The organism is Priestia sp. HNGD-A6 (genome assembly GCF_045784335.1).
Taxonomy (GTDB): domain Bacteria; phylum Bacillota; class Bacilli; order Bacillales; family Bacillaceae_H; genus Priestia; species Priestia zanthoxyli.
The window spans coordinates 1,924,627-1,941,218 of the sequence record NZ_CP138621.1 but is presented as its reverse complement, the minus strand read 5'-3'; the positions used below and the strand labels follow the sequence as shown (position 1 = coordinate 1,941,218).

The following is a 16,592-nucleotide window of genomic DNA, read 5'->3' as shown; positions in this document are numbered from 1 at the left end:
ACATATGCGAGTCATACATACAAACGAATCGCTTCCACTGTTATGAAAGCGGATTCAAAAATAGGAGGGGTAATAATGTTAGCTATTCTTGGGTTTTTGATGGTTTGTACATTTATGTTTCTGATTATGACAAAACGATTAACGCCGCTTATTGCTTTAATGGTTATTCCAGTATTGTTTGCAATCATAGGGGGATTCACAAGCGGTATTGGAGAAATGGCTTTAAATGGTGTAAAAGAATTAGCACCTACAGGCGTTATGTTAATGTTTGCTATTTTATATTTTGGGATTATGATTGATGCTGGTTTGTTTGATCCAGTTGTAGGAAGAATTTTGAAAATCGTAAAAGGTGATCCACTAAAAATCACAATTGGTACAGCTATTTTAGTTCTTATTATCTCATTAGACGGAGACGGAACAACAACATATATGATTACGCTTTCAGCGATGCTTCCGCTTTATAAAAAGCTAAACATGAAGCCAATGATTTTAGCCTGTATCGCCATTATGGGTAGTGGAGTTATGAACTTAACACCTTGGGGTGGACCTACTGCTCGTGTGATGAGTGCATTGAAGTTAGATGCTTCACAGGTGTTTACACCACTGATTCCAGCCATGATTGGCGGAGCTGTTTGGTTGTTATTCACGGCTTACTATTTCGGGAAAAAAGAGCGCCAGCGCTTAGGTGTTATTGATATTCAAGACGTTACAAATGCTCAAGTAGCTTTTGCAGAAGCAGCAGCCGCTGAAGGAATCGAGTACAAGCGTCCGAAGCTTTTATGGGTAAACTTTGCTTTAACAGCTCTATTATTAGTAGGACTTATCACAGCAGTTATGCCGCTTCAAATTCTATTTATGATTGGATTTGCAATCGCTATCATGATTAACTATCCAAATTTAGAAGTTCAAAAAGAGCGTATTACTGCACATGCTGGTAATGTACTTGCTGTTGTGTCTCTTGTATTCGCAGCAGGCGTATTCACGGGTATTTTATCAGGTACCAAAATGGTAGATGCAATGGGTAATAGCTTAGTAGGATTAATTCCAGATGCGTTAGGGCCTTACATGTCTGTGATTACTGCCATCACAAGTATGCCATTTACATTCTTTATGTCAAATGATGCTTACTACTATGGGATTTTACCAATTATTGCTCAAGCAGCTTCAGCATACGGTATTGATGCTGCAGAAATTGGCCGTGCTTCATTGATTGGTCAACCTGTTCACTTACTAAGTCCTTTAGTTGCTTCTACGTATCTATTGGTCGGTATGGCAAAAGTCGAGCTTGGTGAATTTCAGCGCTTTACTTTAAAGTGGACGATTGGAACAGCTATGGTGATGCTTTTAGTAGCTATTATTACAGGAGTTATTACGCTGTAAAGATCAGGAAACTAAAAACTTATCAATTCCGCTTTTGGGATTGATAAGTTTTTTTGTCTAAAAAGCTTTTGGAATAAGGAGCGGATATACAAAAAATTTTGATAAAATAAAAGAAGAATAGAACTATAAGGTAAAGGCTAAAGGTGCGATGAAATGAAAAAATGGTTTCAAGTATCGCTGCAAACAAAAATCGTAGGTTTATCCGCAGCATTAATCATAACTGTTATTGTTCTTTTAGCGAGTATTTTCTCTTACATGCAGTTTGTAGAATCTAAAAGGCAAGCCGAGCAGCTGGCTCTTCAAGCAGCCAAATCAATATCATTTATGCCGGAAGTCAAAGCTGCTTTTCAAAAAAAACAGCCGAGTCGATATATTCAGCCGCTTGCTGAGCAAGTGAGGGAACAAATCGGAGCAGCAAGTATTGTGGTTCAAAACCGTGAGCAAATCATCTATTCTCATTCTAATCAAAAATGGATAGGAAAGAAAAACAAAGAGGCGGTTAACGATAGAGCACTATTATTCGGCGGATATTATACGCTGGACGGAGAGGGAACCACAGGTCCTGCTATTATGGGGAAAGCGCCTATTGTCATCAGTCACGGAAAGTATACGGAAGTCGTGGGAGTGGTGACGGTTGAGTTTTTAAAATCTCATGTTCATGCTCAGCTCATTACGCGTATTCAGCAAATTATCCTATTTTCACTAGCTGTTTTATTGCTTGGTATGATCGGGGGTATTTTTTTAGCTAAAAGTATTAAAAAAGATACTCTTGGTCTTGAACCCCATGAAATCGCTTCTTTGTACCGTGAACGAAATGCAATTTTACTTTCGATAAAAGAAGGAATTATTGCTATTGATCATCAAGGCTTTATTACGATGATGAATACATCAGCTAAAAATATGCTGGGGTTACAGACGGAATATTTACATCATCATATCATTGAAGTATTTCCTTATACGAATATGATTGAAGTGCTAGATACGGGAATAGCCCGAAGCGACCAAGAAATTTTTTTGAATGAAAAAACGTTTATCTTAAACTTAACACCCATTATTGAACATCAGCGAATTGTAGGAGTGGTCGCTAGTTTTCGTGATAAGACAGAATTAAAAAGCTTAATCAATACGATTTCAGAAGTACGAAAGTATTCAGAGGATTTACGAGCTCAAACGCATGAGTTTACGAATAAGCTGTATGTTTTGTCGGGTTTGCTGCAGTTAGGGCAGTACAAAGATGCATTGGAGTTTATTCAAAAAGAATCAGCCGTACACCAAACGCAAAATCGTATTCTATTTGATCAGATATTAGATTCCAAAGTTCAAGCAATATTGCTTGGGAAGATTGGAAAAGCATCTGAAAAGAAAATTCATTTTTCGGTTGATTCGGAGAGTACACTCGATACGCTCCCAGAACATATTGAAATTTCTCATCTCATTATCATTATTGGGAACTTAATTGATAATGCATTTGAAGCCGTGAGTCAGCGGTCTAAAAAAGAAGTGTCGTTTTTTATTACCGATATTGGTCATGATTTAATTATTGAAGTGATGGATAACGGACCCGGTATATCAGAAGAAGTACTAAATCAAATTTTCACAAAAGGGTTTTCAACCAAAGGTACAGACAGAGGGTACGGACTGGCAAATATAAAGAAAATGGTAGATGAACTTGGAGGATCTATTGAAGTGTATAATCAGCCAGAAGGAGGAGCCATTTTTTCAGTTTACCTTCCAAAAAACTGAATCATGAGAAGTAAGGGGAGAGTCGAAATGTTACGAGTCGCAATTGCAGAAGACGATTTTCGAATTGCTCAAGTTCAAGAGCGATTTTTATTAGAAGTAGATGGTGTAGAAGTCGTAGGCAAAGCGTTGAATGCAAAAGAGACGCTTGAAATGCTAAAGGAGAAGAAAGTTGATTTACTTCTTTTAGACATCTATATGCCAGATGAAATGGGAACAGATTTACTCCCAAAAATCAGAGCCCAGTTTCCACAAGTTGACGTTATCGTGGTAACGGCTGCAACAGAAAAAAACATTGTAGAAATCTGTTTGAGAAACGGCGTCGTTAATTATTTGATTAAGCCGGTTATGATGGAATCCTTCATTAATGCTATTAAACAGTATCAAGAGAAAAAGGAACTGTTTAGTACGCATGAAGAAGTTGATCAATCATTTATTGATGCGTACTTTGGACATGTCAGAACAAAGTCAAAAGCGGATAAATCTCTTCCTTCAGGTATTGATGGTATCACATTACAAAAGTCAAAAGACATTTTAAAAAGCATCAAAGGAATTACGATCGAAGAGATGGGGCAACACATGGGAGTATCTAGAACGACAGCTAGACGATATTTAGAGTATCTAGTATCAACCGGTGAATGTCACGTTGAATATGATTATGGGATTATTGGAAGACCGGAGCGCAAGTACTATTTAGCGTAGCATTAGCCTTGAAGGATGGTATATATGATCAAAAAGCTCATGATAGTGTTTATAAGTGCATTGCTTGTTAGCTGTTCTACTCCCTCTAAAAAAGACCGCATTAGTATGGAAAAAATTGAAATTGTGGCAGCCGGTGCAAAAGGCGGAGGAGCAGATGCAACAGTAAGAGCCATTCAACAAGTGCTAACGGAAAAGAAGATTGTGAAGGTACCCGTTTCTGTTAGTAATAAAATAGGTGGGCAAGGTGAAGAAGGATGGAAATATATTAAACAGAGAAAAGAAGGAAATATTGTTTCCGGGAATTCCAGTTTGCTGATTACAAATAATTTGCTAGGGCAAAGTCAATTAACCTATAAAGACTTTACTCCGCTCGCTATTTTAACATCTGAATGGGAGGTCATCGTAGTTCCTGTTAACTCTCCTATATACAATTTAAAACAGCTCATACGCACGTTAAATCAAAGTGAATCCAGTATGAAAGTGGGAATATCACCTCGATTAGGAAACGACGATCATTTATCGTTCATGCAGCTAAATAAAAAAGCAGGCGTAGACTCTTCCAAGCTTGAGTTTTTCGTTTATAACAGCAGTCATAAAGTAATTGATGCGCTCGTTCATCATCAGCTAGATGTAGCACCCATGTCATTATCAGAAGTAAAAAAGCAGTATGAACAAGGGCAGGTAAGGATACTCGCCGTTTCTTCTCCTAAAAGGCTAGAAGAGCTAAAAGAGATACCGACGTGGAAAGAAGCGGGAATTGACGTAACGTTTAGCCATTGGAGAGGTCTAATGGGACCGCCTAATATGACCAAAGAACAGGTAGCATATTGGAATAAGGCCGTGTATGAAATGGTTCATACAAAAGAATGGGAACAGCTTCTTAAAGATAATGATTTAACCTCTTTTTATAAAAATAGCAGCGGTGCTAAAGTCTTTCTTGAGCAGCAAAGCAAGCTGTATTCTGACTTAATGGGCGGAGCAAATGATGAATAAATACAATAGAAAAAGGTTGGGACAAAAGGATTTTAGATGGAGTGAAAAACGAACCATTGATTAAAGTTTTTAATTCTTGGTTCGTTTTTTTGTTGTGGTAAGTGTAGTTTCATCTGTTTCGTTCCTTCTAGCAGTTGATTGGAGAGCAAGACGAAGACTCCTGCGGGAAAAGCGGAACAGGCGAGACCCCACAGGAGCGTGAGCGACGAGGAGGCTCACCGGCCGCCCGCGGAAAGCGAAGTCTTGCACGGAAATCAACTGCGGTGTCTTAAGCAGTTCCGCTCATATATCCCATTTGTTCGTCTTTAGAATTAGATTCACTTCGGTATGTCTCAACCTTTTTCTGTCAGTGTACATCTTTTAAATCCAAGTTTTGAATGAACTCAATAAAAGCTTTTACAATGTTAATTTTTAAGGAGTCCTCATGATAAAACATCCATGTGCTGCGCGTTAAAGGTACTTGATCTTTAGTTTTTAACGTGTATCTGTAAATCTCTGCAGCATCGTCAAGCAGCATACTCGGCAAAATCGCATAGCCCAGTCCGTTTACAACCATCTTTTTACATGTTTCTGCTTTATCTACTTCAATGCTGACAAGGGGAGGCTGAGAGTAATTTTCAGCCCACCAGTTATCAACGGATGTTTTTAAAAAACGATCTTGATGATAATCAATTCGAGGTAGATTGGGAAGATTGTTTATGTCGACAGGCTGTGCAGACGCAATGCAAATTGTTTCTTTAAAAAGCAGCTCTTTTTGATCTTGCCAGTTATAATCACCTTTTACAAACGCAATATGAACATCGTGCTTATAAAGCAGATGAGCCATGTCGCTGCTCCATCCGGTTGTGACTTTGAATTCAACATCAGGAAATCGCTCTTTAAATAAACGCAATAGCCCAGGGAGCTTGTAGTCAGTGAAAAAGTTAGACACGCCTAGACGTAAAGTTCCGGTTAATTGATCATCCATGTTTAACACATTTTCTTTTATTTTTTGAACCGTAAGCAGCATTTCTTCTGCGCACTTCACTAAATATTCTCCCTGCGGTGTAAACTGAACTCCGCGGCGCCCTCTATTTACAATCTGAACATGAAATTCCTTCTCCATCTGCTGCAGTCTATGCGTAAGCGCAGGCTGAGATATAAATAGCTCCTTGGCTGCTTTTGTAATATTTTTCTCACGGTACAATACTTGTAGAATAAGCCAATCTCGATCGTCCATACTATCCCTCCAGGAATAAAAAAAATGAATGGTTTATAATAAAATTTCGATATTTTAATTATTTCTAAAATTATACTATAGTTAAGAAGAGAAATGTTCGGTGTAAGAAAGAAAAGCCTTGTAGAAGGAAGGAAGTATGTATGAACGCAAGAGTTGTTTTTTTACAATCTATATTTTTTATTCTATTAACAAGCGTGGGAGGATTTCTTTTATCGTTAACAGGCTTATCCATTGGCTGGATGCTTGGGACTCTCATTTTAGCTGCTATTCTAGCTTTTCGAAAGCCGCGTTTTTTATCTCAAACAAGCAAAAAAGGCATTCCAAAATATTGGCTGTACGCTGGACAGTGCATTTTAGGGATTGAATTAGGTCAAAAGATTAACTTATCTGTGGTGACTACGTTTCAATCTCACTGGTCCACCATTACGATTATGCTTTTGCTGTCCGTTGTTTTTTCTCTTTTATCCGGTTATTTGCTATGGAAGTTCAGTTCCACAGACTTATTAACAAGCTTTTTCGGTACGACTCCGGGTGGAATGAGCGCCATGCCAGGCATGGCTGAAGAAGTAGGAGCCAATACGGCAGTTGTAAGCATCATTCAAACGATGCGCGTGTTTTTAGTTGTGCTTGCTGTTCCTTTATTTGTAGTCTATTGGGGAAGTAATACAGGACGGCATGCAGTGTCCGTTACCCCGAGTGTTTTTGAGTGGGGATCACTGTTGTGGACAGGCGTTTTAATTGTTACAGCAGTAGTCGGCTATTATATAGGGAAAAAACTAAAATTTCCTGCTCCTTGGTTAGTAGGAGGAATGCTTACTGTTGCAATTGTTCAAACAGCTGCTTCATCGTACGTGGGGTATAATCTTCAAGCATACTGGCCTCATTCTGTGATGATTTTATCGCAAATTTTTATTGCTTCAAGCATTGGTTCTCGCTTTCATAAGGAAATGTTTATTGGCGTAAAAAAAATTATGGTTGTGGCGCTTATTAATACAATTGGTTTAATCGCCGCCATGTTTGTATGTGCACTATTCGTTTCCAAAATAACTGGAATTGAGCTTATCACGTCTATTTTAGCGTTTGCTCCTGGAGGCATTGCAGAAATGGCGACTACATCCATTGTACTGCAGGCTGATTCGACGTTAGTAGTAGCGGTCCAAGTGCTTCGTATTTTAACAATTTGGCTGCTTCTGCCTCCGCTGTTTCGCATGTTTCATCAGTGGGGAGAAAGAAAAAGAATACATTCACACGTTTCATAATAAATATGTGAATGCACTAGGTAGAGTAAGAGAGAGTTTTAAAGAGGGAAATGGGGGGAGAATAGATGAGTAATAAAGAAATGGTGGTCAGTCAGTTCGGGGGGAATGCCGGAAAGTATGTCAAAAGTAAAGGTCATGCAAAAGGCAAAGATTTAGCGGTTTTAGCGGAAATTGCTGAAGAAAATAGAGGAGGAAAGCTGCTTGATGTAGCGACAGGAGGAGGACACGTGGCAAATAAGCTAGCACCTGTCTTTCAAGAAGTAACGGCTTTTGACTTAACTCCTCAAATGTTGCAAAGTGCTGAAGGCTTCATTAAAGAAAATGGTCATGAAAATGTATCGTTTGTTCAAGGAGATGCTGAGGATATGCCATTTCAAGATGACGAGTTTGATACGGTAACGTGCAGAATTGCACCGCACCATTTTCCTAATATTAAACAGTTCATCAAAGAGGTATACCGAGTGTTAAAGCCAGGAGGACAGTTCTTGCTCATTGATAATGTAGCACCGGAAGTGAATGCGTATGACGAGTTTTATAATCGAGTTGAAAAGACAAGAGATCCAAGCCATTATCGTGCTTATAAAAAAACAGAGTGGCTTTCTATGCTTGAAATGCAAGGATTCCGTACAGAAGTGCTGACAACTTTTCCAAAGCGCTTTTTATTTGATGACTGGTGTGCGATGATGAATGTTCCCCAAGAGACAAAGCGTGAGCTTACTCAATATATGCTGAATGTACCAAGCGGATTTAAACAGTTTTTCGAAATCAAAACGAATCAACAGGGAATTGAATCGTTTCAAGGAGAAGCAATCTTTGTAGCGTGCTACAAACATAAATAAAAAGAAGCCAACTCCGGTGAGTTGGCTTCTTTTTTTACTTATGCTCGTTGGTTTGAACGATTTCCAAAATATTGCGTAATACGGTCTAAAATAATTGCTAAAATAACGATTGAAATTCCAGCTTCAAAGCCCGTGCCGACTTCAAGTCGAGAAACTGCACGATATACTTCTGCACCAAGTCCCGGAGCACCTACAAGAGAGGCAATAACGACCATTGAAAGAGATAGCATGATGCTTTGGTTAATTCCTGCCATAATTGTTTTTGTAGCTAATGGAAGCTGTACTTTAAATAATTTTTGTTTTGTTGTTGAACCGTAGGCATTTGCTGCTTCTACTAAGTCAGCGGGTACTTCACGAATACCTAGGTTCGTTAAGCGAATCGTTGGAGGCATTGCAAAGATAACAGATGAGATAACACCTGGCACCACACCAATTCCAAAGAAGAAAAGTGCTGGAATCAAATACACAAATGCCGGCATCGTTTGCATAAAGTCTAAGATTGGCGTAATAATCCGAGCTGTCTTTTCGCTTTGAGATGCCCAAATGCCTAGCGGGATTCCTACTATAATTGAAATTAATACGCTTGTTAAAACGAGGGCTAGTGTGTCCATTGTTTCTTGCCAGTAGCCAAGATTAAGAATAAATAATAGACCAATCATCGATAAAATAGTAAATGACCATTTTTTACTTGAAAACCAAGCAATGATTCCGACAATTAAGATTAAAATTAATGCTGGTGGAAAGGTTAGCACTAGTACAATAAAACTTACAATACCATCGACAATAGCTGAAATAACATCAAAAAACCCTTTGATATTATCATTTAAAAACGTGACAAAATGGTCAATCCAATTGCCAACGGGAATTTTAGGAATACTATTCATTTACGTTCACCTCATTACTATCAGTACCGGCAAGTGCTTCAATCACTCGCTCTTTTTTAATGATGCCGCGCAGACGATGGTTTTCATCTACAACCGGTAGCGGGAAACGGCTGATAACCATTTTGTCGTACAAGTTTTCTAGTAGCGTATCTGTCGTAACAGTCGGAATATCCGTATCTAATACGTCTGCTGTCAGTTTATCTTGTTTAATGGCGCGGCTGATATCATCTGCCGTTACAACTCCTAGAAGAGTTTTTTTCTTGTCTACGACGTAGATGCTTGAATAACCAGCTTCTTGCATAATTTTAAGAGCCACGCGCGGACCACGGTCTACGGTAATGGATTCGGCACGATTCATCACGCTTTCAGCTGTGTATACTTTAGCTACATTAACGTCTTCGACAAAGCGCTCTACATAATCATTGGCAGGGTTTGTCATAATTTCTTCAGGTGTTCCTACTTGAACAACACTGCCGTCTTTCATTAAAACGATGCGATCTCCGATTCGAAGAGCTTCATCAAGATCATGGGTAATAAAAATGATTGTTCGCTCCATTTTTTCTTGAAGCTCCAGCAAAAAATCTTGCATGTCTTTACGAATAAGCGGATCTAGTGCACTGAATGCCTCATCCATTAATAAAATGTCAGGGTCATTGGCAAGTGCTCGAGCTAGTCCGACGCGCTGCTGCATACCGCCGCTCAGTTCACCGGGATATTGATTTTCGTATCCTTTTAAACCTACTAATTCAAGCGCTTCTTTTGCTTTCTTTTCGCGTTCGGCTTTTGGTGTACCTTGAACTTCTAATCCGTATTCTGTGTTATCAAGAACCGTACGGTGAGGGAATAAAGCAAAGTTTTGGAAAACCATGCTCATTTTTTTTCGGCGCATGTCGCGAAGTTCCTCTTTGTTCATTTTTACTACATCGTCACCGTCTAAAATAAGAGATCCAGATGTTGGTTCAACAAGGCGGTTAAACATGCGAACTAAAGTGGATTTACCGCTTCCAGACAGGCCCATAATGACGAAGATTTCACCGGATTTGATTTCGAAGTTTGCTTGATTAACTCCAATTGTCATTCCTGTTTCTTCTAGAATTTCTTTTTTTGTTTTTCCTTTTTGAAGTAAATCAATCGCTTTTGACGGATTCTTACCAAACACTTTGGTTATATTTTGTACTTTTAATTTTACGTGTTCCATATGTCCACCTCAATTGTTGTTTTCTTTTACGTTCATTACTTTTTCGTCCAACTATCGATTAACTTTTTATGTTTTTTTACCCATTTCTGTGCTGCTTCTTCAGGGTTTGAAGATTTTTCAACTTGTGACAGAAGAGGACTGATTAATTTATCGTTCATCTGTGCATTATTCATCCATTTTATGACTTGAGGATTTGTCTTTTTAAATTCCTTGCTTGTCATTGTGTAAATGTTGTCAGGGTCTCCAAACGAGTTTTTAGGATCTTCTAAATATTTGATGTCAAAGTCTGCAAAAGCCCAGTGAGGATTCCACATAGTAACAACAATTGGTTTTTTTGCCTCATAGGCTTTGCGCAGTTCACTGAGCATAGCTGCCTCAGACGATTTTACAAGCGTATAGCTTTTAAGGTTATAATCTTTTAACGCTTGTTCGGCTAATCCGTTAATGCTGGAGCCTGGGTCAATTCCAATAACTTTGTTATCGACATCAGAAGCAACCTTAGCAAGGTCTTCTGTTGTGTTCACGTCTTTCATATAGGCGGGAACCGCAAATCCTAAGCGCGCATTTTTAAGCCAAGGGTCTTCAATGTTTACTTGATCTTTATACTTTTTGTAAAAAGGCGCATCTGTTGTAGGAAGCCATGGTGCAAACGAAATATCAATGTCGTTATTAGCTGTTCCTACCCAAACACCAGCTTTCTCTAAGAAAACAGTTCTAACCTTATAACCTCGATCTTCTAAAATCTGTTTCCATACGTACGTGTAGGCAATGTTTTCAGTATAGTTATTCATGCCGATGGTAATGGTTTTTTTATCTTTAAAGGCGCCATTACCGTTGCCGCAAGCTGAAGTAATAACTAGAAGAAAACAAATCATGCTGATTAAAAATAGTTTCTTCATGCAATGTAACTCCTTTATAAAGTTTTAAATCAATATGACTGATATGTAGAACGGATGCTAAACACAACGAAGTGTATACCCGGTTTTTTAGGTGGTAAACATAAAAAATATAAAATGTGAAATAGAGTGGGTGATTTTTCGGCGTTATAAAGTTATTTTTAGCTAAAAATGTACATCGTAGTTAAGAGAAAATATGGGAAATAAATGGATAAAATAAGTGACTGTAGAATCAGTCTTACATGTTATCACTCTTTTTTTTACTCCGTCAACTTCAAGTCAAGAGTAATTCGGCAATTGAGCCGTATAAACCGATACGAAAAAATATCTTTTTAATAAAGTTATTTTTTAGGAAGAATAGGTGATTAAAGAGCTTTGCATCAGCTTTTACCTTGAATTGTAAAAGGAAGAAAGATAACAGTGAGACATATAAGAAACGTGAGAGGAAATTGATAAAATAAAAAAATATTTTTGAAGCCAGCATACGGATAAATTTTTGATTGAATTTAAAGATTCAGAAAATTTTATCTTGCATAATTTCAACTTCTTATAGTAAAATGAATGAAAGTCATTCATTTTATAGGTGGAGGGAAAAAGTTGGTTACAAGCACAAGTGAAAAATACGATAAGATTTTACAGGCAGCGATTGAAGTCATATCTGAAAAAGGACTTGATAAAACATCAATTTCAGACATTGTAAAGCGTGCAGGCGTAGCACAAGGGACTTTTTATCTTTATTTCAGATCTAAAAATGCTCTTGTTCCGGCTATTGCAGAAAACTTACTTTCTTTGTCACTTGAAAAAATCAAAGAACGAGCTAAAACAGCAACGGATTTTTTAAGTACATTAGAGGTAATGATTGACGAAACGTATAAAACAACAGATGAATATAGGGATGTTCTTGTTTTATGCTATTCAGGGCTCGCTTTTGACTATTCATTAGAAACATGGGAAGCTATTTATTTACCTTATTACAACTGGTTTGAAGAGGTATTAAATCAGGCTGTTAGAAAGGAAGAAGTCATCAAGCAGCTTAACGTTAAATGGACAGCTAAGACGATGATTAATTTGATTGAAAATGCTGCTGAACTTTTTTATATCGGGCGAGAGCAAGATGTCACACTTGAGCAATCAAAGGAAGAACTTTTTCAATTCTTAAAGCGTTCTCTTGTGCCATCCGTGTAATATTAGCACTGCTGATATTACATCTACTAAAATGACTGACATTCATTCAAAATATACAATTAATTATCAGAATTATAAGTTTTTTAAGGTTTAAAATGACTGACAATCAGTCGTTATTCGATAAGGAGGTATTTTATGGATCGTACAGCCGTTAAAACTTTAACCTTGAATATGTACATAAACGGAGAGTGGAGAAAAGCAGAGAAGCAGCGCTCTACTGTTAATCCAGCGACAGGTGAAGTGATTGGATATGCTGCAGAAGGCAGCGCAGAAGATATGAAAGCAGCAATTGAAGCAGCGCGAGAAGCCTTTGACAGCGGAATTTGGTCTGAGACTTCTGCATCTGACAGAGCAGCCATCTTATTCAAGATTGCCGATAAGCTTGAGGAAGCGAAAGAAGAACTAGCAGCATTAGAAACAATGGATAACGGAAAGCCCTATCGTGAAGCTGAGGCTGATGTGGAAGATGCAGCTGCTTGTTTTAGGTATTACGCTGGGTTAATTACAAAGCCAGACGGTCAAACGTACAGCGTTCCTGCACCTATGCAAGCAATGGTTATAAAAGAACCAATTGGCGTGTGCGGATTGATTGTACCTTGGAATTATCCGCTATTAATGAGCGTGTGGAAAATTGCACCTGCTTTAGCTGCAGGAAATACGATTGTATTTAAACCTTCTGAAGTGACACCAGTTACTCCTACAAAACTTTTTGAGATCTTAGAAAGCGTAGGATTGCCAAAAGGAGTGGCAAACCTTGTTATGGGAGCCGGAGATACTGTGGGAAATACGCTTATTCAAGATAAGCGTGTTTATAAGATTTCTTTTACAGGCGGAACGGTAACTGGAAAACACATTATGCGTCAAGCAGCAGAAAATGTAACGAAGGTATCTTTAGAACTTGGAGGAAAGTCACCGAACATTATATTTGCTGACGCTGATTTTGAAACAGCTGTAGATTATGCCTTGTTTGGAATTTTTGCAGGGAGCGGCCAAATTTGCGCTGCAGGTTCTCGTATTTTAGTAGAAGAAAGCATTGCTGAGCGATTTATCGAACGTTTTGCAGAACGTGCTCAAAAAATTAAAGTAGGAAATGGAATGGACCAAGAGATTGAAATGGGTCCTCTTGTAAGTGAAGAACATATGAAAAAAGTATTAAAGTACATCGAAATTGGAAAGCAAGAAGGCGCCCGCCTTGTATGTGGAGGCAATCGAATCACCAGCAGTGGATTGGAAAAAGGATTCTTTGTAGAACCTACGGTTTTTAGTAGCGTTACGTCAAATATGAAAATTGTGCAAGATGAAATCTTTGGGCCCGTGGTTGTTATTCAAACGTTTAAAGATGAAAAAGAAGCTATTAAGCTTGCAAATGATACGGAATATGGTTTGGCAGGCAGCGTGTTTACAACTGACGGTGCAAAAGCTCTTCGGGTGATTAAAAAGCTGCGTGCGGGCATCACTTGGGTAAACACGTATCATTTTACGTTTAACGAAGCACCTTGGGGCGGATATAAGCAGAGCGGAATTGGCCGAGGACTGGGCACGTTTGGATTGGAAGAATTTCAAGAAGTAAAACAAATTAATATTAATTTACAAGTAGAGCCAATCGGCTGGTTTAAAAATTAAAAAGTAGAGAAGGAGCGATATTAAAATGAATACAGTGACGAAAAATCAAGAGGTAAACAAAGCATATGGTGAAGTAAACGAATACATCAACAAAGTGCTGGGACTTATTGAAAAAAGCGAAGTGTCAGCTGAAGAAGCACAGTGGATTACGAAAGAAACAGTAGACGGATTTCGCGAGCATGTCAACCCAGGCTTTTTAGAATATCGTAAAACAGTAACGGTGGATACGCAGTTTGCAGCTGTTGAATGGTCAGATGAAGGTTCTTGTTTTACGGATGTAAACGGTAAAAAATACATTGATTGTTTGGGCGGGTTTGGAATTTATAACGTGGGACACCGTCATCCTAAAGTAGTCAAAGCTGTTCAAGATCAGCTTCAGCGTCAAGCCCTTCATAGCCAAGACTTATTAGATCCACTTCGTGCGATGCTTGCTAAAATTTTAGCAGATATTACACCGGGGGATTTGAAGTATTCCTTTTTCACAAACAGCGGAACAGAAAGTGTAGAAGCCGCTTTAAAACTAGCGAAAATGTATAGTGATCGAACAACGTTTATTTCCACAACACGTTCTTTTCATGGAAAAAGTCTAGGTTCTTTATCAGGTACGGCAAAAGGAATGTTCCGTAAACCATTTCTGCCGTTAATTCCAGGTTTCCGTCATGTACCGTTTGGTGATATTGACATGATGCGCAAAACATTTGAAACGTGCGCGCTTGTAGGGGAAGATGTGGCAGCTGTTTTGTTAGAACCAATTCAAGGAGAAGGGGGCATTATTCTTCCTCCTGAAAATTATTTAAAAGAAGTGCGTGCACTATGTGATGAGTACGACGCTATCTTAATTTTTGATGAAGTTCAAACAGGCATGGGACGTACCGGTGAAATGTTTGCATCAGAATTATACGATGTTGTACCCGATATTTTATGTCTTGCTAAAGCGTTTGGAGGAGGAGTTATGCCTGCTGGCGCGGTTGTAGCAAAAGAAAAAGTGTTTTCAAGCTTCTTTGATAATCCGTTTATGCACACAACAACGTTTGGAGGCAACCCGCTTGCCTGCGCAGCGGCTATTGCAACTATTAACGTGTTGATTGAAGAACAGCTGCCAAACCGTGCAAAAGAGCTAGGAGAATATTTCCTTGCTGGTTTAAAGAAAGCTGCTGAAAACCATGGAGATAAAGTACTTGAAATCAGAGGGCAAGGCTTAATGATTGGAATTGAGTTCCACCAAGATGAAATTGGCTACGCGCTTTCTAAGGGAATGTTTGATGAAGGAATTCTAGTAGCTGGGACGCTTGTAAACTCTAAAACAATTCGTATTGAGCCACCGTTGACTATTGCAGCTGAAGAAGTAGATCAAGTCATTTCTACATTTGAAAAAGTATTAAATGAGCTGAACCACCAATAAATGTAACAAGGAGCAATGAATATGAGTCGTCAAACGTTTCTTATTCCTGTATTGCTTTCAATGATTTTAGTAGTGGAAATGCCTAGCGACTAACTAAAATCATTGAAACGGAGGAGTAAATTATGAAATATCCATTGTCCCCAGATGTCAAACCAGAGTTTTGTACAACGGGCTCATTTATGAGGCTGCCAGCGGAAAGAGAAAATGCAAAAGTAGGGCTAGTAGGAATGCCGTTTGATACGGCAGCATCTTTCAGAGTAGGTGCACGCTTTGCACCTCAAGCCATTCGTCAAGCTTCCATGACGCTGTTTCCTTATCACCCGGTACACGACGTATACCCATTTGATGATACAAATGCCATTGATATTGGTGATGTGCCGGTTATTCCGCACAATATTCACAGAAGCTATGAATTGATGGAAGAAGCGGTAGGAGCTCTTATGGATAGAGGAATCGTTCCAATTGGAATCGGAGGAGATCATTCTGTTACTTTAGCAAGCCTTCGTGCTGCTGCTAAAAGATATGGCCCAGTGGCTATGATTCATTTTGATTCTCATACAGATACGTGGGATACGTATTATGATGAAAAATATTGGCACGGATCTCCTTTTATACGCGCATATGAAGAAGGGCTAGTAGATCCGAAGAAAGTTTTTCAAATTGGTATTCGCGGAACATTAAATCATCCGGGAGATGTTCAAGAAAGCAAAGATCTCGGTTACCATGTAGTAACGGCAAGAGAGCTTGAACATCAAGGGTTTTCATTGATTTTGGAGCAAATGAAGACAGCGATTGGAGATACCCCGTGCTTTTTAACATTTGATATTGATTTTGTTGACCCTTCGTGTGCACCGGGAACGGGAACGCTTGAAGTAGGCGGATTCAGCAGCAGAGAAACGCTGCAAATGATCCGTTCTCTGACGGGATTTAACTATGTTGGATTCGACTTGGTAGAAGTGCTGCCCGCTTATGATCCAACGCAGATAACCTCTTTGCTTGCAGCTACAATCATTCATGATTTTGCTAGTTTAGTTGCAGTGAAAACGAAAAGAGAGTCATTGGATACGATGATTAAATAACAGTTTGTAAGCAGAAATCCCTCTTATTCAGAGGGTATTTCTGCGTGGATATAGCAGGAGATTAGGAATATATAGCTATTTAAAATAAAGCGCTTTCATAATATGATAAAAGAAAAAGATAGTTTGTTAGCAACCCTTACCAACTTAAAGAAATAAATCATATATTTGCTTATAGTAAATGTAACAACTCTTT

At 38.6% G+C, this 16,592-nt stretch carries 15 protein-coding genes; 11 read left to right on the top strand and 4 right to left on the bottom strand.

The features are described 5' to 3' along the window. Positions 1-75 precede the first annotated feature (75 nt). The 5 genes from SCI76_RS09750 (at position 76) to SCI76_RS09730 (ending at position 5,087) form a co-directional block, all read left to right on the top strand. The gene (locus SCI76_RS09750; protein ID WP_028412124.1) at positions 76-1,380 is read left to right on the top strand and encodes a CitMHS family transporter; all 1,305 of its coding nucleotides are present in this window, start codon (positions 76-78) and stop codon (positions 1,378-1,380) included. A 153-nt stretch (positions 1,381-1,533) separates the two neighbouring features. Continuing rightward, a complete protein-coding gene (locus SCI76_RS09745; RefSeq protein WP_028412125.1) occupies positions 1,534-3,123 on the top strand; it encodes a sensor histidine kinase in 1,590 nt (529 codons plus the stop codon). 27 nt (positions 3,124-3,150) lie between these two features. Next, positions 3,151-3,822 carry a response regulator gene (locus tag SCI76_RS09740; protein ID WP_407545171.1) on the top strand — a complete coding sequence of 224 codons (672 nt, stop codon included), beginning with the start codon at positions 3,151-3,153 and terminating at the stop codon, positions 3,820-3,822. Positions 3,823-3,846: 24 nt separating this feature from the next. Beyond that, positions 3,847-4,815 carry a tripartite tricarboxylate transporter substrate binding protein gene (locus SCI76_RS09735; protein ID WP_028412127.1) on the top strand — a complete coding sequence of 323 codons (969 nt, stop codon included), beginning with the start codon at positions 3,847-3,849 and terminating at the stop codon, positions 4,813-4,815. A 134-nt stretch (positions 4,816-4,949) separates the two neighbouring features. Further along, positions 4,950-5,087: a hypothetical protein gene (locus SCI76_RS09730; RefSeq protein ID WP_165573233.1), complete on the top strand. Its 138-nt coding sequence runs from the start codon at positions 4,950-4,952 to the stop codon at positions 5,085-5,087. A 74-nt stretch (positions 5,088-5,161) separates the two neighbouring features. Here SCI76_RS09730 and SCI76_RS09725 read toward each other — a convergent pair whose 3' ends face one another. Beyond that, a complete protein-coding gene (locus SCI76_RS09725) occupies positions 5,162-6,034 on the bottom strand; it encodes a LysR family transcriptional regulator (protein ID WP_028412128.1) in 873 nt (290 codons plus the stop codon). Between the two features lie 140 nt (positions 6,035-6,174). Here SCI76_RS09725 and SCI76_RS09720 point away from each other — a divergent pair, with 140 nt between their 5' ends. Then, positions 6,175-7,293 carry an AbrB family transcriptional regulator gene (locus SCI76_RS09720; RefSeq protein WP_028412129.1) on the top strand — a complete coding sequence of 373 codons (1,119 nt, stop codon included), beginning with the start codon at positions 6,175-6,177 and terminating at the stop codon, positions 7,291-7,293. Between the two features lie 65 nt (positions 7,294-7,358). Then, the gene (locus tag SCI76_RS09715; protein WP_028412130.1) at positions 7,359-8,132 is read left to right on the top strand and encodes a class I SAM-dependent methyltransferase; all 774 of its coding nucleotides are present in this window, start codon (positions 7,359-7,361) and stop codon (positions 8,130-8,132) included. A 38-nt stretch (positions 8,133-8,170) separates the two neighbouring features. Here the strand turns inward: SCI76_RS09715 and SCI76_RS09710 are convergent, their stop codons facing one another. From SCI76_RS09710 to SCI76_RS09700, 3 genes are read right to left on the bottom strand one after another with little or no spacing between them, the layout of a single operon-like run. Next, on the bottom strand, positions 8,171-9,016 hold the full coding sequence (locus SCI76_RS09710; protein ID WP_013081885.1) for a proline/glycine betaine ABC transporter permease: 846 nt from the start codon (positions 9,014-9,016) through the stop codon (positions 8,171-8,173). Further along, complete coding sequence (locus tag SCI76_RS09705) at positions 9,009-10,214, bottom strand: glycine betaine/L-proline ABC transporter ATP-binding protein (RefSeq protein ID WP_013081886.1); 1,206 nt, start codon at positions 10,212-10,214, stop codon at positions 9,009-9,011. Before SCI76_RS09705 ends, SCI76_RS09710 begins: the two co-directional genes overlap by 8 nt. A gap of 35 nt (positions 10,215-10,249) precedes the next feature. Then, positions 10,250-11,113: a glycine betaine ABC transporter substrate-binding protein gene (locus tag SCI76_RS09700; RefSeq protein WP_028412131.1), complete on the bottom strand. Its 864-nt coding sequence runs from the start codon at positions 11,111-11,113 to the stop codon at positions 10,250-10,252. 594 nt (positions 11,114-11,707) lie between these two features. Here SCI76_RS09700 and SCI76_RS09695 point away from each other — a divergent pair. The 4 genes from SCI76_RS09695 (at position 11,708) to speB (ending at position 16,399) form a co-directional block, all read left to right on the top strand. Beyond that, entirely contained in the window at positions 11,708-12,295 is a 588-nt protein-coding gene (locus SCI76_RS09695) for a TetR family transcriptional regulator (protein ID WP_028412132.1), read from the top strand. A gap of 135 nt (positions 12,296-12,430) precedes the next feature. Continuing rightward, positions 12,431-13,918 carry an aldehyde dehydrogenase family protein gene (locus SCI76_RS09690; RefSeq protein ID WP_407545170.1) on the top strand — a complete coding sequence of 496 codons (1,488 nt, stop codon included), beginning with the start codon at positions 12,431-12,433 and terminating at the stop codon, positions 13,916-13,918. 25 nt (positions 13,919-13,943) lie between these two features. Further along, positions 13,944-15,320 carry a putrescine aminotransferase gene (locus SCI76_RS09685; protein ID WP_033578138.1) on the top strand — a complete coding sequence of 459 codons (1,377 nt, stop codon included), beginning with the start codon at positions 13,944-13,946 and terminating at the stop codon, positions 15,318-15,320. 122 nt (positions 15,321-15,442) lie between these two features. After that, a complete protein-coding gene (speB, locus tag SCI76_RS09680) occupies positions 15,443-16,399 on the top strand; it encodes an agmatinase (RefSeq protein WP_033578139.1) in 957 nt (318 codons plus the stop codon). Positions 16,400-16,592: the final 193 nt, after the last annotated feature.